This window comes from Methylomonas paludis, assembly GCF_018734325.1.
Classification (GTDB): Bacteria; Pseudomonadota; Gammaproteobacteria; order Methylococcales; family Methylomonadaceae; genus Methylomonas; species Methylomonas paludis.
On the sequence record NZ_CP073754.1, the window covers coordinates 3,307,096 to 3,327,574 of the forward strand.

At 47.0% G+C, this 20,479-nt stretch carries 20 protein-coding genes and 1 pseudogene; 11 read left to right on the top strand and 10 right to left on the bottom strand.

The features are described 5' to 3' along the window. The first annotated feature begins 37 nt into the window (after window positions 1–37). The 4 genes from KEF85_RS15065 (at window position 38) to KEF85_RS15080 (ending at window position 5,165) form a co-directional block, all read left to right on the top strand. Window positions 38–940: a cupredoxin domain-containing protein gene (locus KEF85_RS15065; protein ID WP_215581984.1), complete on the top strand. Its 903-nt coding sequence runs from the start codon at window positions 38–40 to the stop codon at window positions 938–940. A 30-nt stretch (window positions 941–970) separates the two neighbouring features. Then, on the top strand, window positions 971–1,396 hold the full coding sequence (locus KEF85_RS15070) for a YqaA family protein (protein ID WP_215581986.1): 426 nt from the start codon (window positions 971–973) through the stop codon (window positions 1,394–1,396). A gap of 33 nt (window positions 1,397–1,429) precedes the next feature. Beyond that, the gene (locus tag KEF85_RS15075; RefSeq protein WP_215581988.1) at window positions 1,430–2,185 is read left to right on the top strand and encodes a hypothetical protein; all 756 of its coding nucleotides are present in this window, start codon (window positions 1,430–1,432) and stop codon (window positions 2,183–2,185) included. A gap of 172 nt (window positions 2,186–2,357) precedes the next feature. Further along, the gene (locus KEF85_RS15080; RefSeq protein WP_215581990.1) at window positions 2,358–5,165 is read left to right on the top strand and encodes a valine--tRNA ligase; all 2,808 of its coding nucleotides are present in this window, start codon (window positions 2,358–2,360) and stop codon (window positions 5,163–5,165) included. Window positions 5,166–5,546: 381 nt separating this feature from the next. Here KEF85_RS15080 and KEF85_RS15085 read toward each other — a convergent pair whose 3' ends face one another. From KEF85_RS15085 to KEF85_RS15105, 5 genes are all read right to left on the bottom strand, one after another. Then, window positions 5,547–5,942 (bottom strand): hypothetical protein, encoded by a 396-nt coding sequence (locus tag KEF85_RS15085; RefSeq protein ID WP_215581992.1) that lies wholly within the window; start codon window positions 5,940–5,942, stop codon window positions 5,547–5,549. 116 nt (window positions 5,943–6,058) lie between these two features. Next, on the bottom strand, window positions 6,059–7,303 hold the full coding sequence (gene amoB, locus KEF85_RS15090) for a bacterial ammonia monooxygenase, subunit AmoB (RefSeq protein ID WP_215581994.1): 1,245 nt from the start codon (window positions 7,301–7,303) through the stop codon (window positions 6,059–6,061). A 100-nt stretch (window positions 7,304–7,403) separates the two neighbouring features. After that, window positions 7,404–8,153 carry a bacterial ammonia monooxygenase, subunit AmoA gene (gene amoA, locus KEF85_RS15095; RefSeq protein WP_215581997.1) on the bottom strand — a complete coding sequence of 250 codons (750 nt, stop codon included), beginning with the start codon at window positions 8,151–8,153 and terminating at the stop codon, window positions 7,404–7,406. Window positions 8,154–8,265: 112 nt separating this feature from the next. After that, window positions 8,266–9,018, bottom strand: coding sequence for a bacterial ammonia monooxygenase, subunit AmoC (gene amoC, locus KEF85_RS15100; RefSeq protein WP_215581999.1), 753 nt, complete (start codon window positions 9,016–9,018; stop codon window positions 8,266–8,268). A gap of 409 nt (window positions 9,019–9,427) precedes the next feature. Continuing rightward, on the bottom strand, window positions 9,428–10,471 hold the full coding sequence (locus tag KEF85_RS15105) for a glycosyltransferase family 9 protein (RefSeq protein WP_246534975.1): 1,044 nt from the start codon (window positions 10,469–10,471) through the stop codon (window positions 9,428–9,430). A gap of 133 nt (window positions 10,472–10,604) precedes the next feature. Between KEF85_RS15105 and msbA the strand changes: the two genes are divergently transcribed. Then, complete coding sequence (gene msbA, locus KEF85_RS15110; RefSeq protein WP_215585191.1) at window positions 10,605–12,335, top strand: lipid A export permease/ATP-binding protein MsbA; 1,731 nt, start codon at window positions 10,605–10,607, stop codon at window positions 12,333–12,335. A gap of 15 nt (window positions 12,336–12,350) precedes the next feature. Here msbA and rsmD read toward each other — a convergent pair whose 3' ends face one another. Genes rsmD through KEF85_RS15125 form a run of 3 tightly spaced genes read right to left on the bottom strand, consistent with a single transcriptional unit; the run spans window position 12,351 to window position 15,571 of the window. Next, window positions 12,351–12,914, bottom strand: coding sequence for a 16S rRNA (guanine(966)-N(2))-methyltransferase RsmD (gene rsmD, locus KEF85_RS15115; protein WP_215582003.1), 564 nt, complete (start codon window positions 12,912–12,914; stop codon window positions 12,351–12,353). A gap of 1 nt (window position 12,915) precedes the next feature. Further along, on the bottom strand, window positions 12,916–14,211 hold the full coding sequence (locus tag KEF85_RS15120; protein ID WP_215582005.1) for a M16 family metallopeptidase: 1,296 nt from the start codon (window positions 14,209–14,211) through the stop codon (window positions 12,916–12,918). Continuing rightward, window positions 14,201–15,571: a M16 family metallopeptidase gene (locus KEF85_RS15125; RefSeq protein WP_215582007.1), complete on the bottom strand. Its 1,371-nt coding sequence runs from the start codon at window positions 15,569–15,571 to the stop codon at window positions 14,201–14,203. The genes KEF85_RS15120 and KEF85_RS15125 overlap by 11 nt, the downstream gene beginning before the upstream one ends. Before the next feature lie 105 nt (window positions 15,572–15,676). Between KEF85_RS15125 and cyoE the strand changes: the two genes are divergently transcribed. The 3 genes and pseudogenes from cyoE to KEF85_RS15140 all read left to right on the top strand — a co-directional run. Next, the gene (gene cyoE, locus KEF85_RS15130; RefSeq protein ID WP_215582009.1) at window positions 15,677–16,567 is read left to right on the top strand and encodes a heme o synthase; all 891 of its coding nucleotides are present in this window, start codon (window positions 15,677–15,679) and stop codon (window positions 16,565–16,567) included. After that, entirely contained in the window at window positions 16,564–17,559 is a 996-nt protein-coding gene (locus KEF85_RS15135) for a glycosyl transferase family protein (protein WP_215582011.1), read from the top strand. Before cyoE ends, KEF85_RS15135 begins: the two co-directional genes overlap by 4 nt. Before the next feature lie 70 nt (window positions 17,560–17,629). Beyond that, a pseudogene (locus KEF85_RS15140) lies at window positions 17,630–17,719 on the top strand (IS200/IS605 family transposase); the annotation flags it as partial. Between the two features lie 34 nt (window positions 17,720–17,753). Here KEF85_RS15140 and ubiA read toward each other — a convergent pair. Continuing rightward, complete coding sequence (gene ubiA, locus KEF85_RS15145) at window positions 17,754–18,626, bottom strand: 4-hydroxybenzoate octaprenyltransferase (RefSeq protein ID WP_215585192.1); 873 nt, start codon at window positions 18,624–18,626, stop codon at window positions 17,754–17,756. Continuing rightward, window positions 18,619–18,828, bottom strand: coding sequence for a hypothetical protein (locus tag KEF85_RS15150; RefSeq protein WP_215582013.1), 210 nt, complete (start codon window positions 18,826–18,828; stop codon window positions 18,619–18,621). The genes ubiA and KEF85_RS15150 overlap by 8 nt, the downstream gene beginning before the upstream one ends. A 70-nt stretch (window positions 18,829–18,898) precedes the next feature. On the opposite strand from KEF85_RS15150, the gene arsC reads away from it, so the two are divergent. The 3 genes from arsC to KEF85_RS15165 all read left to right on the top strand — a co-directional run bounded on the left by arsC (window position 18,899) and on the right by KEF85_RS15165 (window position 20,336). After that, window positions 18,899–19,246 carry an arsenate reductase (glutaredoxin) gene (arsC, locus tag KEF85_RS15155; RefSeq protein ID WP_215582015.1) on the top strand — a complete coding sequence of 116 codons (348 nt, stop codon included), beginning with the start codon at window positions 18,899–18,901 and terminating at the stop codon, window positions 19,244–19,246. After that, window positions 19,243–19,845: an NAD(P)H:quinone oxidoreductase gene (gene wrbA, locus KEF85_RS15160; protein ID WP_215582016.1), complete on the top strand. Its 603-nt coding sequence runs from the start codon at window positions 19,243–19,245 to the stop codon at window positions 19,843–19,845. Before arsC ends, wrbA begins: the two co-directional genes overlap by 4 nt. Window positions 19,846–20,045: 200 nt before the next feature. Further along, a complete protein-coding gene (locus KEF85_RS15165; protein WP_215582017.1) occupies window positions 20,046–20,336 on the top strand; it encodes a DUF6156 family protein in 291 nt (96 codons plus the stop codon). The last annotated feature ends 143 nt before the right edge of the window (window positions 20,337–20,479 follow it).

The window sequence follows — 20,479 nt, forward strand, 5'->3', positions numbered from 1 at the left end:
CTGCTTTTTTTATTAAAGTGACTAAGTACATATCATAATGGACAAAATAGTAGCAATTGCGGTTTTAATCTCTACACTGTCTGTTACTCAAGTTTCTGCTAAAGAGTTTCAAGACCATACCCAAATGATGTCGCATGGCGAAGGCCATTTGATGGACATGGATGGCGGCATGGTAATGGGCCAAAATACGGATACTTTGCCGGGCGGCTGCGATAGTATTACCGCAACCAAGGAAATTACGGTTCATGCCGGTCATAAGTATGCGGAGAAATTTCCGGGTACCATGTTTGCCTTCGATCAGCAGGAATATCAGTTTGAGCCCTGCACCAAGTTGACTGTTCATTTTATTAACGACGATGAAATTCGTCACCAGTGGATGATGCACGGTTTACCCAAGTATTTGTACCCCAAGGGCATGTTTCATCTGGAAGTCAGCGGCCCTGGTCAGGTATCCGGGACTTTGATTTTACCGCCTGGCGATAAAACCTATCTGGTGCACTGTGATATTGCTCAGCATATGGAAAAAGGCATGAAAGGTCAGCTGAAAGTAGGAAAAGGCGGCGAAGATTTACCCAGTATTCCTGGTGTAACGGCTAGTGTTTTTCCTGACGATTATAGCGGCAAACCTTATAAACCTGAGATTTTCCCGGTCAGCACACCGGCACCTGTCGCTCCTGCGCCTGCGGTTACGCCGGCAGCAAACACTGCTGCGGCCAATGCTGACGAAAGCTTTTTGTCTGGTACGCTGGTAATTGGTTTAGCCCTGGGCTTGATAGTTGCGCCATTTCTGGTCAAAAAATATCAAGGTATGGCTGCGGGTGAGATTATTGCTGATATCGTGGAAACTGTTACGCATGTTATTGGCGTCGTTATCGGTGCAATTACCAAGTTGGTTAAGCAGTTAACCGCGAAAAAATCTATTCCGTTACCAGATAAATAACCCGCACTGCCCAGGCATATCGGTCTTAATATGCAGTTTGAAACCCTGGGCATTAGCGGCCTGTTTATCAGTGCGTTTATTTCTTCTACCATTGCCCCCGGTGGCTCGGAAGCTGTGCTGGCTTATTTGGTCGGCCAACCGGATGCCAAAGTGAATTTGCTGGTTTTAATTGCCAGCATAGGCAATACTTTGGGTGCGTTAACCACCTGGGGCTTAGGCATCTGGTCCTCGAAAAAATATTCGGCAGATGCCATCCTTAGCAAAAGTCAGCAAAATGCGCTTCCGACAGTACGCACTTGGGGGGCTTGGGCTTTGTTGTTTTCCTGGCTGCCGGTGGTGGGTGATGGTCTGTGTTTTGCAGGTGGCTGGCTCAGGCTGTCGTTTTATGCTTCGCTACTGGCAATCTTTATCGGCAAAGCCTTACGCTATATTGCTGTTGCTTATATTTTTATTTAGTCGCTGTCTGTTAGTGGTTTTGTATCCAGCTTCATGAATCGTTTTTTCTCGCTTCCGCATTTTCCAGCCCCTGATTGTGATGTCCATCATCACCCCAGGGACTATCTGATCGCTGCCTTTACTTTTATTACGGTGACTATCTGTCTGACTACGGATGGTTACGCGCCGCGCGCCATGCAATATGTGCTGGCAGGTTTCGGCTGGCTGTTTTTATTGGGCTTTTTACGCGGCGAATGCAAGTATGTGCGAACTCAGGTTGCTGTGGCAGTGACTTTTGCGGTGATAGGTGAATATTTTGCCTCAATTTTTATGCAGGGTTATATTTATCGCTTCGGCAATTTGCCGGCTTATGTGCCACCAGGACACGGCTTGGTTTATCTGACTGCGGTCGCTTTGGGCCGTTCCGGCTTTTTTCAGCGGTATTCCCGCCATATTGCGGTATTTGTAGTCAGTGTCTGCGGTTTATGGGCCTTGTGGGGCGTGAGCAGTTTTACTCAACGCCAAGATTTGATTGGGGCGCTGTTGTTTGGGATATTTTTACTCTATCTATTTAAAGGCCGTTCGCCTATGGTCTATCTGGGGGCTTTTTTTATTACTTCCTGGCTGGAAATTGTCGGTACCAGCGCTGGCACCTGGGCCTGGGCGGTCATTGATCCGGCTTCCAAATTACCGCAGGGTAATCCACCCAGCGGGGTGGCTGCCTGGTATTGTCTGGTTGATGCTGTTGCAATTGCCGGCGCAACCCCTCTATTACAAAGCCTGGAAAGAACAGTCCGCTATTGGCGTTAGGTAGATTCTGGTTTCTTTACTGCCGGCCAGATTATATAAAACCGAACTCTTTTCTAAAATATTGCTTTAAAATCAACCACCTTGCCTATTACCCCGTTTTGAACAGCCTGTTTTGCTGATTTCACGTTAAAATGATGGGCTTTTCGTCACTTTTGTAAATCTGATTATCGCCATGGACAAAACCTATTCCCCTCATGCCATAGAACAACGCTGGTACCAAATTTGGGAAGAACGCGGTTATTTTGCCGCCAAACAGGAAGGTGAGTCTTATTGCATCATGATTCCGCCGCCCAATGTCACTGGCAGCTTACATATGGGTCATGCATTTCAGGACACAATTATGGATGCCTTGACGCGTTATCATCGCATGAAGGGCTATAACACTTTATGGCAACCCGGTACTGATCATGCCGGTATTGCAACTCAGATGGTAGTTGAACGTCTGGTAAATGCTGAGGGTAAATCCCGCCATGATTTTGGTCGTGAAGCGTTTGTAGATAAAATCTGGGAGTGGAAGGAACAATCCGGCGGTACCATTACCCGGCAACTGCGGCGTATGGGTTCCTCTCTGGATTGGGATAAGGAACGCTTCACTATGGACGATGGTATGTCTGCCGCTGTTCAGGAAGTATTTATCAAACTTTATGAGGAAGGTTTGATTTATCGCGGTAAGCGTCTGGTCAATTGGGATCCGGTATTACATACGGCGGTTTCTGATCTGGAAGTTTTATCCGAAGAAGAAAACGGTTCGATGTGGTATTTGCGTTACCCACTGAGCAATGGCAGCGGTCACTTGCTGGTTGCCACCACCCGCCCTGAAACGCTGCTGGGTGATGCTGCAGTAGCCATACACCCCAACGATGAACGCTATAAGCATTTATTAGGCGAATATTTGGATTTGCCTTTATGTAATCGCCGCATTCCAATTATTGCAGACGAATATGTCGATCCTGAGTTTGGTACTGGTTGTGTAAAGATTACCCCGGCACACGATTTTAATGATTACGAAGTCTGGTCTCGACATCGTCATGTCAATGCCCTTACTGAGTTACCCCATGGCGGTTTAATTAATATTTTTACCGTTGACGCCACCATTCGTGACAATGATGATGACTTTAGTTTAATACCGGCTGCCTATATTGGCCTGGATCGTTTTGTGGCACGTAAACAGATAGTCGCTGATCTGGAAAGCCAGGGTTTACTGGAAAAAATAGCCGATCACAAATTAATGGTGCCGCGCGGGGATCGTACCGGCAGCGTCATCGAACCGTTTTTAACCAATCAGTGGTATGTCAAAGTAGAGCCCTTGGCTAAGCCTGCTATTGCTGCTGTGGAAAGCGGGGCGATTAAATTTGTGCCGGATAACTGGAAAAATACTTATTTTGAATGGATGCGCAATATCCAAGACTGGTGTATCTCCAGACAGATTTGGTGGGGTCATCGAATTCCTGCCTGGTATGATGAGCTTGGTAATATTTATGTTGGCCGCAATGAAGCGGAAATTCGCCTGCAACATGGCCTTGAGCTGTCTTATCCGCTTTTTCAGGATGAGGATGTGCTTGATACTTGGTTTTCATCGGCTTTATGGCCATTCTCGACCCTGGGTTGGCCTGAACAAACGCCTGAACTGGCCAGACATTATCCCGGCAGCGTATTGGTAACCGGTTTTGACATTATCTTTTTCTGGGTAGCCCGGATGATTATGATGGGCCTGAAATTCCAGGGCGATGTGCCGTTTCGGGAAGTTTATATTCATGGTCTGGTGCGTGATGCCGAAGGCCAGAAAATGTCTAAATCCAAAGGTAATGTACTGGATCCGATTGATATTATTGATGGTATCGAACTGGAAACACTGGTTGCCAAACGGGTATCCGGCATGATGCAGCCGCATTTGGCCAAAAAGATTGATCAATCCACCCGCAAACAATTTCCAGACGGCATACCTTCCTATGGTACTGATGCTTTACGCTTCACTTTTGCCTCTCTGGCCTCTACTGGCCGTGATATTCGTTTTGATTTGGCCCGTACTGAAGGTTACCGCAATTTTTGTAACAAATTATGGAATGCGGCCCGCTTTGTATTGATGAATACTGAAGATCAAGATAATGGACTAGGTTGCGCTGAGCTTAATTACAGCACCGCTGATATCTGGATTATCTCCCGTCTGCATCAGGTAATTGCCACTACCAGTCAAGCAATAGATCATTATCGCTTTGATCTGGCAGCCCAAGCTATTTACGACTTTACCTGGAATGAATACTGCGATTGGTACCTGGAATTATCCAAAGTTAGTTTGCAAAGTGATGATCCCGCCTTAAACCGGGGCACACGCCAAACTTTGCTGACGGTGCTGGAAACTTTGTTACGGCTTGCCCACCCTATTATTCCTTTTATTACCGAAGAAATTTGGCAACGGGTAGCACCGCTTACTGGAGTTGCGGCTGCAACCATTATGCTGCAGCCTTATCCTGTTGCCAAAGAAGCCAATATTAATCAGTCCTCCATCACCTCTATCAACTGGGTAATGGAGTTTATATTAGGCATACGCCGGATTCGGGGTGAAATGAATATTGCTCCCGGCAAACCCTTGCCGGTATTTTTGCAAGACGGCTCTGACAGTGACCGAATTAATGTAGCCGGCACAGAATTATTCCTAATTAAACTGGCTCGTCTGGAAAGTATAGTCTGGCTGTCTAGTGACCAATCACCACCTGAATCTGCTATTGCTCTGGTAGGTGATTTGAAAATTTTGATCCCTATGGCCGGCCTGATTGATAAAACCGCTGAATTAGCCCGCCTGGAAAAAGAAATACAACGTATTGAGAAGGATTTGCCACGCATTGAAGGCAAATTAAATAACGCTGCTTTTGTTGAAAAAGCCCCGCCTGAAGTGATCGTAAAAGAACGTGAAAAACTGGCTGAACTGGAACTCAATCTGCGTAATTTGACTGAGCAATACCAAAAAATCAATAAGCTTTAATTCTTAACGCTAGCGCCGGATTATTCTGTCCATTTGGTGTGATAATTATTCTTCCTGTTAAACCGGGTGCCTATACCCGGTTTAATCCATCTGCTATGTGTGGCAACTCTTCACCAAATCCGACTTCCTGCCCAGTAATGCTTACGGACTTATGCTAATAGTGGTTGACCAACATTACTTTGACGGCAGCACCTGAGGATGTGCCGACTCTGAAGGCGCATCACTGAGTTCAGCCCATCCTACGAAGTATCCGATTGATCGACTACTAGTGCTCACTCAGTAACGGCATAATCTTTTTAACAATTACTTAACGCTGCACGGCATTAAGCACATCCTACAAATGTCTGTCTTTTAAAGGGATACTTGGGTGCTGTAGTTACCTTATTTTTTCTCTTCGGTACCGGTTACCAAGCCTGAAACACAATTAACCACACTTTCTGTGTAATTGGCATGTGCTTCTGCTAAATCTTTTGCAGAACCAAAATCAGTGCGCAATTCTTCTAATATTTTTTTCGGATCCGGACTGCTGTTTAATTTCAGCATTTTGGTATAGTTTTTATAAGCTTGTAGTCTGGTTGGGTCAATTAATATCACACCTGGCATTTTTGCGGATGAAGTACTTACCACGCAATCCGTCATGGTTGCCGTATCAATTTTGTAATCGTTGATATCTTTATCCTGCTGCATTTGTTCGAGTACGGCTTGTTCATATTCTTTTTTTTCTGAACAAGCTGTTAAGCTCAATAGCATCAGCACACATAATAAACTTTTCTTCATTTTTGCTCTTCTTATCTTTTTAACTTTGACCTGCTTTAATAAAAAAACCCCCGCTACCTTACGATAGCAGGGGTTTTTAGTCCTAATTCTAAGTTCGAGAACCTAGAATTCTTTCATTAGATGAAAGTTGGGATTAATGGAGCATCAATTGTTACCAATTGACGGTTGCCATTAGCATCCCAGAAGAACAGCAGACCGGCGAAACGGCTGTCTGGATCGTAGATCAAGTCAGCAAGACGGTATACTTCCCATGCAGCGTCAGAAGCTGTTACTTCAACAGTGCGTGACTCACCTGGAGCCAGTGGGCTGTTGTCGCTAACAGTTAAACCTTCTTCGGCTAACAGGTCATCTGGATAACCAGTTTCGTCAACATGAACCGCTGGGTCCAGGAAGCGAACGCCAGCAGTGTTGAATTCGCCCAGACGTACTGGTGAATCGCCATTGTTGGTGATGGTTAAGGTCATTTGCATTGCACGACCTGGTACGCGGTAAGTTGCATCATCAACTTTAACGGTAACAGTAGCTTCAGGCATTTGATAAGTTTTCATACCACGTAACAAACCAGCTTGCAGCGGGGTGGTTACAGGATATTTTTCATTGGTAGTAGCCATTGAGCCAGCAACGATAACGATAGTACCGAGACCGAACAACAGACCAACTTTTTTATCAGTTGCAGAAATCAAGCTGTTTGCTTTGCCGCTGCTAACTGCGATGTGACGTGGAACGAAGATTGGACCTTTGATCCAGTACAACAACCAAGCCAAACCGATTGCATACCACAGAGCGTGCCAGAAGTAAACGTTATCCAGAGAGTAGTTCTCCAGGTTAACAGTTTGACCGGTCAGAGTGGTAACAGGGTTAACGAACTCGCTCATAGAGCCAGTAATAGTTACCCATTTACCAGGGCCGATGATAGGACCACCACCTTGAACGTTCATCATTGAGTGAACGTGCCAGTCACCTGGACGACGTGCTTTCAACAGAACTTTAAATTCATAGGTTTCGCCCAGTTCCAAACTTACAGAACGTGGAACCAGTTGACCACCGATCCAAGAACCAGCACGAATAAATACTGGACCAGGGATACCAATGTTCAAGAATGAAACTTCTGGTTTATCAACAGTTTCAGGCCATCCTGCGAATACCAGGAATTTACCAGAAATTGTCATAGTTTCATTGACAGGAACTTCTTCTTTTGACCAGTTCAAATCGAACCAGTGAATAGTACGCATACGCATGAACGCAGCCTGTGACTTTTCACCATGAGCAGATGCTGTTGGCGCATAGAACATGGCGGCAGTCATTGCAACCAGCAATGCGACAAAAGACAGTTTTGCAACTTTGTCTTTAATCATTTTCATATTTCCTCCTCTATTTGAATAGAGAAATTTGTTATTAAGATTCCCTGACGTGAGGCTTAAAGCCATCGTCAGTTGTCATTTTTAATCAAATCAACTTCAATTAGGTTGCATCATCAGAGATGAAGTCTGTTTTTGCAAACCATCTGCCGAAGAAGTGCCACAAGAAGTAAATAATGATAGAAACGAATCCAGAGAAGAACGCTGATACTGGAGCAACGTCTTTACCGAAAGTTCTTAATGTACCTTTCTCTACCATACGGATGTACTCGGGAGTACCGGTACGTACATAGTGATAACCTTGCAAGTCAGCCAGAGTCATCATCATGCCGTTGTATTCAACGGGTACATGCAATGGAGCAATTACTGGCCAGTTGCCTGGGTAGAACAACAGACCATAAGCCAAACCACCAACAACAGCGGTCAGAGTCATGCTATTGCCCAACAACAGAACAACGTCAAGTACGATTGCGCCTGGGATCAGGTTAGATGGGAAGCAGATATTAACTGGGAAGTATGTCCAGCCCCAGAAGTTCAAATATCTGTTGATCCACTCGCCTAACAGCAGAGCCAATACAGAAAGGGTTGCGCCCAAAGGCAGTCTATATCTCCACCACAGGCAGGCTTGAACAGCCGCTGGGAAAGTAATAGAAACGATAGGTGCTACGGTTACCCACAGACGTCTATCTTTCCAGTCGGTCCAGAAGTCCCAGTCACCACCAGTCAACATATAGTGAATGTGATAACCGCCCAGAACCGCTGTGAACAGTGTAAAAAGAATCATCCAGTCAAACGTACGGGAAACTTGTACCGCTTCCGCACGAGAACGTACAGCTGATTGAGATGCGCTCATTAGCTTACCTCCTAAAGAATTAAAATTATATTTTTTTAAACTTACCCTTATCCTGCTCTACGCTAAGGTAGAGCAGGAAAGGAGATAGTTTTTTACTTTTACAGATTTGCGATTAAGCTAAATCTTTTTTCAGCAATTTGGTAATTGCAATTACTTCGGTGTTAACAACACCCATTACAGCCAGAGCAGCCCAACCAAAGAATACGAAACCGTAGTGCAGTGGAGCAACGAACAACTCTTCCATAAACCAGAAGGTGTGACCCCACTCGTTCAGACCTACGTTAGGCAGGATCATGAATGGGCCGATAACAGCGATCAGATACATCAAGTGTAGACCTTCATGGTATGTAGGCAATCTTGTTTTTGCATACAGGAATGAAGCTGAACCAGTGATGATATAGATTGGGTATGACAAATAGAACTCGATGATGTGACTTGGAGTAAAGTCAGTATCGCGAACGATAGTTTGGTGCCATGTACCATCTTGTTCGGTGAAGTAAGAAGCACCCCAGTAGATAGCCCAGCCGTAGCAAACCAGCCAAGTCCAGTGGGTAAAATGTCTTCTCAGTTCTTCACGTGGAGTGATAGACAGAACTTTACGATCACGAGTTTTCCAGATGTAACCATTGATACCTGCGAACAACAGAACTTCAACTACCAGTTCGATGTACAGCATGTTCATCCAGTAAGTTTCAAACTCAGGTGCGAATGAGTCCAGACCAGCTGACCAGCCGTAGACGCCTTCGTACCAACGAATGAATGAATAGAATACCAGATAGAGCAAAATGCCCAGAGTCAGGTTTCTTTTGTTTAAAAGCGGTGCTTCTGCAGCATCAGCCTTAACTGATTCAGTTGTAGCAGCCATTTCTACCTCCTAAAAGATTGTCTAAAAATCCCGTTTAATCGGGAGTTCTTTATATTTCCCATGATTAAATCCTTATCACTAATGTAACGTAATATGGACACCCACTTCCTTGAAGGCGTGAGGCAGTCTACCAGTTCGGGAATCCTTGTCAAGATTAATTAGCTATTTTTTTTGGACGACGCGGTTGTTTATCTTGCAGCCCTTGTTTTACAAGGCCTTGACGGTATTTGCATACTGAGATATTGCCCTCTTTTTCAGCCCGATTTTACCGAGCTGATTTGCATTTTTTTAGGCAATTTTCTACCTGCTGCCGAGCAATATTTACCCGCTTTGCTCAGCCGGTCACGCCACTCATCACTGCATTCTTATGGAGTTACCCGGACCAATACCCTCCATCCAACAAAGGTTATTAAAAACCCGGCGTCTGCGACAGGATAATATTAAGGACATCCAGTACGTTAGCCGCGCTCAAATTATCCAGGCAGTCGCTCTGACTTTGCCGTGATCGCTGACAACCTTCCAGTTGACAGGGTACGCAGCCTTGCTCACTTTGACCCTGGACTATATATATATTAGCGCTGTGCTGACTACCCTGAGACACAAACGGCGACTTGTCATCAGCATAGCCGACCGGCCAGGGCGCCCAGACTTTTGGATCGGTAGGGCCGAATATGGCGACGACCGGTATGCCGGTTGCTGCCGCCAAATGGGTAATGCCGGTATCGGGACCAATAAATACCGTAGCCTTTTCTATCAGCCCAGTTAATTGCGCCAGGCTCAGACTGCCGGCCAAATTGAGCACATTAGCGGGCAGCTGTTGCTGCAACGCTGTGAGCATGGCTTGCTCCTGGGCTTGATTGCTGCCGGTCAACACCACCCGTATGCCCCGACTCTGTAAATATTCTGTTACGGCTAACCAACCAGCATCATGCCATTGTTTATAGCGCCACTGCGGCATGATATGCAAAACGGCATATTTGCCCTCCGGCAGCTCAATACTTTGTTCATCTGCCTGTCTGGGGGGCATTAAGACATAACTAGGCGCAATATTGAGCGGCTGACAAAATCTTAAATTTTCCAAAACAGCATGGTTTTGCTGAACATTAAACGCCAGGGCACTATCCAGCAATAATCGCTTCCAGCTGTATTTAGCAGTATTGGCGGCGATAAATCCCATGCTGTACTTGCCGGCTATAAGCGCAGATAACAGGGGTCTGTCACCGGCCTGGGTGGAAATCGCCAGGTCATATTGACGAAATAGGCTGAACAATAAGCCGGCAAAGCTTAAAATATCTTTGCTGACCAGCGGAATCAGCCGGTTGACGTGCCGATTCCCCATCAACATGCCACAATTGGCCGCTGGTAACAGTACATCTATCTCGGCCTCCGGATAAGCCTGCCGCAATGCCCCTATCAATGGCGTGACTAATAAGGTGTCGCCCAAATAGCGCATGGTTATCACCAAAATGCGTTTAGGCTGTATATTGCTAAATTGGCTTGCCGGCATACGGTGGTCTGAACATTATGAAAAATTGCTATTTTAAGGGTATTCCGTGTTGAACAAGCTAGAAAATTCCGCTAAAACCATGACAGATGGAGAAGTCTATAAGCGCCTGATGGGTTTTGTAATGCCTTATTGGCGGATGTTTATCATCAGTACTTGCGGTTTTGGGATTTATGCAGCAACGGAACCGGCGGTGGTGATGATTATTCAACGCATCATCGACAGCTTCAATAATGCCAACCGGGCCGGCATTGAGTTGCTGCCTTTATTATTTATCGGCTTGTTTTTAGTGCGCGGTTTAGGTTCTTTTCTGGGCAACTATTACCTGGCGCGAATTTCCGGCAATGTGATTCATAAATTACGCTGTGAAATCTTTAATCATTACACCCGCCTGTCTGTGCAATATTTCGATAACCAGAATAGTGGTTATATGATTTCACGCATAACCAACAATATCGGCGAGGTAACGCGGGCAACCTCCGATTCTATTCGTGCCTTCGTCCGGGAAGGCTTGACCGCTGTCGGTTTGCTCTGGTATCTGGCTTATACCAACTGGCAATTATCGCTGGTTTTTCTGCTGGTGGCGCCAGTAGTGATTTTGATGGTGCGCTATGTCGGTAAGCGCTTGAAACGTCTGAGCCGGAATATGCAAAATACCGTGGGCAGCTTAACCCACATAACTTCGGAGATGGTGGCCGGCAACCGAATTGTAAAAAGCTTTGGCGGCGAACAATACGAACGGGAGCGTTTTAAGGAAAGCAGCCTGGAAAACCGCAAACAATATCGCAAACTGATTATGACGGTATCGCTGAATAATCCGTTGATGCAGATGGTGATTGCTTTTGCTTTGGCCGGCATGATGTATCTGGCTCTGGTCATTATGAAATCTTCTACGGCCGGTGAGTTTATCGGCTTTTTTACGGCGGCGTTTCTGCTGCCTAAGCCTATCCGGCAGCTAAGTGATGCCAATTCGGAAATTCTGCGCGGCATTGCTGCCGCAGAATCTTTGTTTGAGGTATTGGACGAACCGCTAGAAGTTGATACCGGTGACTTCACCCCTGGCCGCAGTCTGGGTAAACTCGAGTTTCGCAATCTGAGCTTTAGTTATGCCAGCAGTGACAGACCCGCTCTGGACAATATCAACCTAACCATAGAGCCCGGACAAACCGTAGCGCTGGTCGGCGCTTCAGGCGGCGGCAAAAGCACACTGACTAATCTGCTGCCGCGTTTTTACGATTATCAGGACGGCGAAATACTGCTGGACGGCGTGGAATTGAAACATTACAAGCTGGCCGAGTTGCGGAAACAGATTGCACTGGTGACTCAGCACGTAACCTTATTCAATACTTCGGTGGCCAACAATATTGCTTACGGTACGCTGGAAAACGCCACTCGCGAACAGATTATCGAGGCGGCAACCGCTGCTTACGCCATGGACTTTATCGAGCAATTGCCGCAAGGACTGGACACCGACATCGGTGAAAACGGCATCAAATTGTCCGGCGGTCAGCGGCAAAGACTGGCGCTGGCCAGGGCTTTATTAAAAGACGCGCCGATTTTGATTCTGGATGAAGCCACTTCCGCGCTGGATACCGAATCCGAACGCTATATTCAGGCAGCCCTGAACCGGGTTATGCAGGGTAGAACCACACTGGTGGTAGCACATCGGCTATCCACCATCGAAAATGCCGATGTGATTCTGGTGATAGACAAAGGCCGAATTATCGAACAAGGTACTCATCAGGAGCTGCTGGCAAAAAATAGTGCTTATGCCCGACTGCATAAAATGCAGTTTCAGGATTCTGCCGACTAACGCCTAAATTGAGTTTTATGGCGTTGGGCGGCGCTGGTAAAGAGCATAGCTAACCTGTCCAGCCACTTTGTGCTTAAGTAAACGCCAGTTGTCCGGTAAATCCGGCAACTCTAACTGGCGTTCGGCCTCGATATAAATTTTGGCATAGTCAGTTAACCAGCCCTGATTTTCCAGCAGTTGACAACCTGGCGCCACCAAACTTTGGCCGAAGGGTGGATCGAGAAACACCAAATCAAACTTTTCTGGCGGTGATTTTTTTAAAAATCGCCCGGCATCATCCTGAACGACCTCAATTTTTTTAGCGGCAAGTAATGCTGTGTTTTCCCGTAATTTACGGCAGATTTCCGGATTGGTTTCGACCAGCGCCACCCAAGCAGCCCCGCGCGAGGCCGCTTCAAAACCAAGTGCGCCGCTGCCGGCGTATAAATCCAGGCAGCGACTCCCCGGCACATCGGTTTGCAACCAATTAAATAAGGTTTCCCTGACCCGATCTGGAGTGGGTCTAAGACCGGGAGCATCGGTGAAACCGATCTGCCGGCTGCGCCATTCACCACCGATGATACGTACTTTATTAGCCAAATTACTTACCACCAACGCTGACAGTTTGAAACAACTCCGGACGCACTCGACGCTGGAAAGCATCTTTAACATCAGCGGCGCTGACCGCATCGACTTTATTTTGAAATACTTCCAGATAATCCAACGGCTGCTGATAAAAACCAATCATGGTGACATAATCAGTGAGCTTACTGTTGGTATCGATACGCATGGCAAAACCGCCGGTAATATTTTGCTTGGCAGACTGCAATTCCTTATCACTGGGGCCTTTGGCAATAAAATCGGCCAATGTGGCATTCATAACCTGTATGGCTTGTTCGGTTTGGTCATTACGGGTTTGCAAGCCCATAGTGAACGGGCCGGGTCGATATAAAGGTATAAATTGACTGGAAGCAGTATATGCCAAACCGCGCTTTTCTCGCACTTCATCAAACAATTTGGATACCAGGTTGCCACCGCCCAAAATGTGATTACCCACATATAAAGAGAAATAATCCGGATCTTTACGGTAGGTGCCAGGCATCCCGGACAGCACATGGGTTTGGGTAGAAGGAAAGTCGATGTGTTGCTGGCTGGCCTGCTCCGGTAGTTTTACTTGCGGAATTTCCACTGGCTTTGCCCCTGTCGGTAAACCATCCATCAAGTGCTGGGCAAGTTGCTCGGCTTGCTGATGATTCAAATCCCCGACGATCACCACAATAGCATTGGCCGCTACATAATATTGGGAATAAAAAGCTTTCAGGGTATCGGCGCTAAATCCTGTAACCGTTTGCAGTGTTCCTTCCTCCGGATGCGCATAGGGGTGATCCTGATACAGCGCTTTATGGTAGGCGATGCTGGCAATAGCCCCCGGCGATTCTTCGCGTTGCTTCAACCCGGCCAAAGTCAGATTTTTTTCGCGCTGAAAATCGCTATCGTTGAAAGCAGGCTTAGTCAGCACCTGCTGAAAAGTGGCCAGGGCTTTATCGAACAAGGCTGTTTCAGTTAGACTACGTAAAGACAGCCAGGCCATATCTTCGGAAACACCGGTAGAGAATGTGGCGCCAACCGATTCAAATCGATTGGCAATATCATCGGCACTCCAGGTGCCAGAGCTGTTACCGAGCATGGCGCTGGTCAACGCCGCCACACCAAACTGACTCTCATCACGAGCGCTGCCGGCATCAAAACTGACCCGAATATCGACCATCGGCAAGGTGCTGGTGTTGACATAATAAACTCTCGCCCCTTGAGTGGTTTGCCAGTGTTCAATTTTTACCGTCGCGAAACCAGTCTGACTGAGAACGAGCAGCAATAGCCCAATTAAATTAAAACGCATGATGAACTCCTGACAATCTGGCTGGTTTTTTGGACTCGACTATGGGTTGTGGATCAAGATAGGCTACCGTCAGGTTATCGTCCTGCAGATATTTGCGTGCCACTTCCCGCACCTGTTCGGCAGTGACCTGATGAATTTTATCGACATATTCATCGGCTTTTTGCCAACCTAATCCCACGGTTTCCAACAAACCCAGCTCCATGGCCTGATAGAAATTGGAGTCTTTTTGATACACGTCTTTAGCCAAAACCTGGGCTTTGATGCGTTGTAGCTCCTCGGCACTAACCAGTTCAGTTTGTAATTGTAGTACTTCTTCTTTTAACGCATATTCCAGTTCATAGACGTTATGTCCTTCGGCCGGCGTGGCTTCCAAACTAAACAATTCCGGCAGGCGGCTAGTCAGTTGATAACCAGCCCCGGCTGAAACGGCGATTTCCTTGCCTCTAACCAGGCGAGTTGGTAATCGTGCACTATTACCGCCATCCAGAATACCGGCCAGCACTTCCAGAGCGTAGGCTTCCGCTTCGGGCTGAGCGGTTTTCAGGACAGGCACTTTGTATCCCAGGACAATATAGGGCAACTTGGCTGGTGCTTTAACGCTGAGTTTCTTGACGCCCTGCTGTGGAATTTCTTCCTGCGGTTTTATCGGTTTGATAACACTGGGCTGCAAACCGGCAAAATAGTGTTCGGCCAGACTGATCACCTGAGCGGCATCAACATCACCGACTACCACCAGTGTGGCGTTATTGGGCGCATACCATTGCTGATACCAGGCTTGTAAATCTTCTATCTGGTAGTTGGCAATATCAGTAGGCCATCCGATAATCGGATTTTTATAGGGGCTATTGGCAAAAGCAACAGCATTGAACTGTTCCTGAGTTTTAGCGCGCGGCTGGTCATCGGTGCGCATGCGCCGTTCTTCGGTAACAACTTGTAATTCCTTAACCAGTTCTTCAGCTTTTAGATCCAGATTACGCATGCGATCAGCTTCCAGCTTGAAACTGATTTCCAGACGGGATTTTTCCATCGTCTGAAAATAAGCGGTATAGTCATTTCCGGTAAAAGCATTTTCCTGACCACCGTTTTCGGCGATGATGCGGGAAAATTCTCCGGCCGGATATTGTTTGGTGCCTTTGAACATCATATGTTCCAGCATATGAGAAATACCGGTGATACCGCCGGGTTCATAACTGGCACCAACCTTGTACCAGACCTGAGAAACCACCACGGGTGCGCGGTGATCTTCCTTGACCAGAATTTTCAAGCCGTTGCCGAATACATGTTCATATACCTGGACAGGATTAGCCTGAACACTGATAAAAGGGCAAAATAGCAGCAGTGCTGCGAGCCTAAATTTCATACATCCCTCGTTATTAGCAAAAATGAAAGCCTGAGACGATTTCAATTATCAAAGGTTCACTGTTATTCTAATACGATTAAAGCCTTTCAACCTATTCGGAAGCGAATGACAAATAAACCGGACCCACATTCCTGGAAAAATTATTTAGCACTCTGCAAACCCAGAGTGGTAGCCCTGATCATCTTCACCGCGATGGTAGGCATGTTTCTGGCCGTACCCGGCATGCCACCGCCAGACCTGCTGATTTATGCCACGTTGGGCATCGGCCTGGCCGCAGCTTCGGCGGCAGCCATCAATCATTTTATTGATCGCAAGGCTGACGCTGAGATGGCGCGCACCAAATACCGGCCTTTGCCGATGGGCGAACTCAGTGCTTGGCATGTACTGACATTTGCCGGCAGTATAGGTTTGATCGCCATGCTGATCTTGATTTTTCTGGTCAATACCTTAACAGCGTTTTTGACCTTTTTGTCTTTGATCGGCTACGCTATTGTTTATACGGTTTATCTGAAAAAAATGACCCCGCAAAACATCGTGATAGGTGGCGCGGCTGGAGCAGCCCCACCACTGTTGGGTTGGACTGCGATTACCGGTAGCGTTCATCCCCATGCTTTGCTGCTGTTTTTGATCATTTTTGTCTGGACACCGCCACATTTCTGGGCGTTGGCCATTGCCAAACGTGAGGAATATGCCAAGGTGGATATTCCCATGCTGCCGGTGACTCATGGCGTGGCATTTACCCGACTGCAAATCCTGCTGTACACTATTTTATTGTTGATCAGCACTTTGCTACCTTATCTGACCGGGATGAGCAATTTGATTTATCTGGTGTCGGCGGTGTTATTAGGGCTGGGTTTTATCTATTACGCCGTGCAAATGATGCGTAAAAAAGACAATAAGACCGCGATGCGCACTTTTGCTTACTCCATTATTTATTTGATGCTGATTTTTGCTGCATTATTGATTGATCATTATTTTCCCGTTTATTTATCATGAGCTTGCTCACCCCTGAACATCCATTTGCCGAATTTATCAAAATCCTGGGCAAAGGCAAGAAAGGCTCACGACCACTAAGCCAGGACGAGGCCTATCGGGCCATGCAGATGATATTGGCCAATCAGGTGCTGCCTATCCAATTAGGCGCATTTTTGATGCTGATGCGGATTAAAGAAGAAACCTGCGAGGAATTGGCCGGCTTTGTCCAAGCCGCCAAGGAAAGTCTGGCCTATAGCGCACCTCCGCTGAGCGCCGACCTGGACTGGTCGTCTTATGCCGGCAAACGCCGTCATCCGCCTTGGTTTATCCTAACCACCTTGCTGCTGGCTAATCACGGTATCAAAGTGTTCATGCACGGTGCGGGTGGCCATACCCAGGGCCGGCTGTATACGGAAAATGTGCTACAGGCGTTGGGCATCAGTCCGGTCAGATCGCTGACAGAAGCTGAACAGCAATTACAGGAACGGAATTTCAGTTATTTGTCGCTGGAATACATTTGCCCGATGCTGTACGACATGATTAATCTGCGGCCGGTGATGGGTTTGCGCTCACCAGTGCATACCCTGGTCAGATTACTGAATCCGCTGGATGCTGCCTGCAGTATTCAGGGAATTTTTCATCCCAGTTACCGGCAGGTGCATCAAAAAGCCGCACTGTTGTTAAATCAGCCCAATATGGCAGTATTGAAAGGCGAAGGCGGCGAAACCGAACGAAACCCTGATGTGGAATGTCTGGTGCAAAGTGTGAGTAATGGCGAACTGAGCGATGAGGTGTGGCCGGCGTTTTTTGAGCGGAGGCATATGAAGGAAGAGCTAGAGCCGGAACTGCTGAGACAGCTGTGGCGCGGTGAACTAAATGACGAATATGCCGTGGCCTCAGTCACCGGTACCGCAGCGATTGCCTTGAAGCTACTTGGACGGGCGAACGATCAGTTTGATGCACAGGCTTTGGCGGAGCAGTTTTGGGCTGAACGAGATAAGGGGATATTTTAGATGTTGGCTGGAAGGCCCATGTAAAACGGAATTTGCCCCCAGCTCTGCCGGGGAGACAGCCAAAGTTTGACATTTATTGATTTCAATTCCGCCGAAATATAGCGTGTCGCAAGTGATTGGATTTATCAAAGGTAAAAGTCCAATCCATCTTGCGCGAGTTAGAAAGCTCGTTCACCACATTGAACGGTTCACAACTAAGCTGTTTCAAACCAGTAAGCTACCACCAGACCTAGATATACCGCCAACCCAAACCAGTTATTATTTAAAAAGGCTTTAAAACAATCCGGTTTTTGATAATGAAAAATCAGTTTCTGCTGATATATTGCCAGGCCGGCAGCAACAGTTAAACCAATATAGTAAGGCCAAGCCAAATTCAGCATATCACCTATGCTGATTAATAAGCCCAGGATAATGAGCTGCAGGATGGCGGTGATTTCTCTAACCCGTTTACCGAACAGGATGGCGGTGGATTTAACACCAATTTTCAAATCATCCTCGATATCCACCATGGCATACATGGTGTCGTAGACCAAGGCCCACAACAATACCGCCAGATACAGCAGCCAGCCCGGCAAGGGAATTTGATTGGTTTGGGCCGCAAAAGCCATGGGCACGGCAAAACCAAAGGCCATGCCCAAATAAGCCTGAGGTAGATGAGTATAGCGTTTCATAAATGGATAACTGGCCGCCAGAAATGCGCCGATAAAAGACAGGGCAATGGTGTACCAATTCAGCAGTAACACAAGGGCGAAAGCAGTTAAACATAATACTGCAAACACCAGCAACGCTTCTTTGGGCTTTACCCGACCGGCGGCAATTGGCCGCTGTTGGGTACGAGCCACATGCGGATCAAAATCCTTGTCAGCGTAATCGTTAATCACGCAACCTGCGGCACGCATTAAAACCACACCTGCACAGAACACGCCTAACACCAGCAAATCCGGCTTGCCGGCACTGGCTATCCATAAGGCCCAGAGAGTGGGCCAAAGCAAAATAAAAATACCGATGGGCTTATCGAAACGCGCCAACAGCCAATATTGCTGCAATCTGTCAATAATTCTATGCATCATAGCGGCCTGCGTTGTATTTGAATGGTCTGGATGCCCCGGTGGTGGGATGAGCTGCCACAAAAGCCGGAATTTTTACTTCTCCATAATGAATCTCAACCACTTTTTTATCGGAAACTGAGGCGAAACTGTGCCAATAACGATACTGCGTCAGATTTCCTATTATTTGTACGGGAGCGGGTGAGTAATTGGGTAAGTGCATAGCTTAGCTGCCGTTTATTGATGTCAGATGCTATTATACCGGCTTGTTAAGCCCGTCAGGTGAGGAAACCATGAGTCAAAAAATCTATCATAACCCGCGTTGCAGTAAATCTCGTGACACCTTAAAGCTGCTAGAGGCACACGGCATTAAGCCGGAAATTATCGAATATTTGAAAATACCGTTCACGGCAGCAGAATTACAGGAAATTTTGCACAAACTGGGGATGAAACCGCGTGAGCTGATGCGCACTAAAGAACCCGAATACCGCGAAAACATTTTGGACGACGAATCTTTGAGCGACGATGAATTAATCGCGGCGATGATACGGATGCCAAAACTGATTGAAAGACCGATTGTGGTACTTGGTGACAAAGCGGTTGTTGGCCGCCCCCCTGAAAATGTGCTGAAAATTATATGAGCGTCAAGATTCTGATTGTTTATTACAGCCGGAACGGCAGTACCCTGAAAATGGCCCAACAGATAGGCCGGGGCGTTGCGTCGGTTGCCGGGGCAGAAGCGATTTTACGCACAGTCCCCGAAGTTTCCACAGTGTGCGAAAAAGTGGCCGACACTATCCCGGAATCGGGCGCAACTTATGTCAGTTTAGCCGATCTGGAAAGCTGTGATGGTTTGGCGCTGGGTAGCCCTACTCATTTCGGCAATATGGCCGCACCCTTAAAGCACTTTATCGATAGCACCGGCAGCATGTGGTTTGCCGGCAGCTTGTCCGGCAAACCGGCCGGTGTGTTTACGTCTACCGGCAGTATGCACGGTGGACAGGAGACCACCCTGCTGTCGATGATGTTGCCGTTGATGCATCACGGTATGTTAATTACCAGCTTACCAAGTAATGAGATTGCTTTGCGGGAAACCTCCAGCGGCGGCACGCCTTATGGACCCAGCCATCGCGCCGAAACAGACAGTGCTGAGTTAAGTGAGCACGAAAAAAGACTGTGCTGGGTTTTGGGTGTCAGACTGGCAAACATTGCCCAGGCTTTACAAGCGGCCAAGGAATAGGCGCGAAATATGGTTAAATTCGCTAGACCAAGATGAAGGCGCCTCCCGATTGGCGGATTTGTGTCGCAATACTGCTAATTATTGCCACAAAAGCTTGATCAGTTGGTTGCAGCGTTAAAAAAGCCCAAATAAATCATGATGTTCATAAATGGCATAATATATATATGGTTAATATCCAAATTATAGCCTATGAATTATCTATGTCTCTAAATATTGAAAATTGTGATTGCCGTTATTTTGTCACCTATAGTGGCGTGAAATTGCCTTTGAAACTGGTCAACCCTTTGTCGGCCGAAGATCGACAAAACCGTAATACCTTTTTCCGCGCCTATTTTGATACCGAACAGCGCTTACAGTTATGCCAGAAATTGGTATACGGCGAGGTTGAACTGGAACATCGCTATCGCTATTACCCAAGCGGTGTCTTGCAGCAGGCGGAAATTACCGATGTGGATGGCGAACTGACCGTACTGGATTTTGCTGATGGCTAAGACTAGTGGTTGACCGATGAGATTAAGGATGTACCGATTTCAGCAGATGCGTGGTTCGTAATTGATGCGCTTCACTGTGTTCAGCTTATCCTATGTCCTATTCGTCAACACATAGTTGGCGTGCTACTAGCCAGCTACCAGCG

Coding starts and splice junctions, on each gene's coding strand:
- KEF85_RS15065 (WP_215581984.1), top strand. CDS start 38: ATGGACAAAATAGTAGCAATTGCGGTTTTAATCTCTACACTGTCTGTT.
- KEF85_RS15070 (WP_215581986.1), top strand. CDS start 971: ATGCAGTTTGAAACCCTGGGCATTAGCGGCCTGTTTATCAGTGCGTTT.
- KEF85_RS15075 (WP_215581988.1), top strand. CDS start 1,430: ATGAATCGTTTTTTCTCGCTTCCGCATTTTCCAGCCCCTGATTGTGAT.
- KEF85_RS15080 (WP_215581990.1), top strand. CDS start 2,358: ATGGACAAAACCTATTCCCCTCATGCCATAGAACAACGCTGGTACCAA.
- KEF85_RS15085 (WP_215581992.1), bottom strand. CDS start 5,942: ATGAAGAAAAGTTTATTATGTGTGCTGATGCTATTGAGCTTAACAGCT.
- amoB (WP_215581994.1), bottom strand. CDS start 7,303: ATGAAAATGATTAAAGACAAAGTTGCAAAACTGTCTTTTGTCGCATTG.
- amoA (WP_215581997.1), bottom strand. CDS start 8,153: ATGAGCGCATCTCAATCAGCTGTACGTTCTCGTGCGGAAGCGGTACAA.
- amoC (WP_215581999.1), bottom strand. CDS start 9,018: ATGGCTGCTACAACTGAATCAGTTAAGGCTGATGCTGCAGAAGCACCG.
- KEF85_RS15105 (WP_246534975.1), bottom strand. CDS start 10,471: ATGCGCTATTTGGGCGACACCTTATTAGTCACGCCATTGATAGGGGCA.
- msbA (WP_215585191.1), top strand. CDS start 10,605: ATGACAGATGGAGAAGTCTATAAGCGCCTGATGGGTTTTGTAATGCCT.
- KEF85_RS15120 (WP_215582005.1), bottom strand. CDS start 14,211: ATGCGTTTTAATTTAATTGGGCTATTGCTGCTCGTTCTCAGTCAGACT.
- KEF85_RS15125 (WP_215582007.1), bottom strand. CDS start 15,571: ATGAAATTTAGGCTCGCAGCACTGCTGCTATTTTGCCCTTTTATCAGT.
- cyoE (WP_215582009.1), top strand. CDS start 15,677: ATGACAAATAAACCGGACCCACATTCCTGGAAAAATTATTTAGCACTC.
- KEF85_RS15135 (WP_215582011.1), top strand. CDS start 16,564: ATGAGCTTGCTCACCCCTGAACATCCATTTGCCGAATTTATCAAAATC.
- ubiA (WP_215585192.1), bottom strand. CDS start 18,626: ATGCATAGAATTATTGACAGATTGCAGCAATATTGGCTGTTGGCGCGT.
- KEF85_RS15150 (WP_215582013.1), bottom strand. CDS start 18,828: ATGCACTTACCCAATTACTCACCCGCTCCCGTACAAATAATAGGAAAT.
- arsC (WP_215582015.1), top strand. CDS start 18,899: ATGAGTCAAAAAATCTATCATAACCCGCGTTGCAGTAAATCTCGTGAC.
- wrbA (WP_215582016.1), top strand. CDS start 19,243: ATGAGCGTCAAGATTCTGATTGTTTATTACAGCCGGAACGGCAGTACC.
- KEF85_RS15165 (WP_215582017.1), top strand. CDS start 20,046: ATGTCTCTAAATATTGAAAATTGTGATTGCCGTTATTTTGTCACCTAT.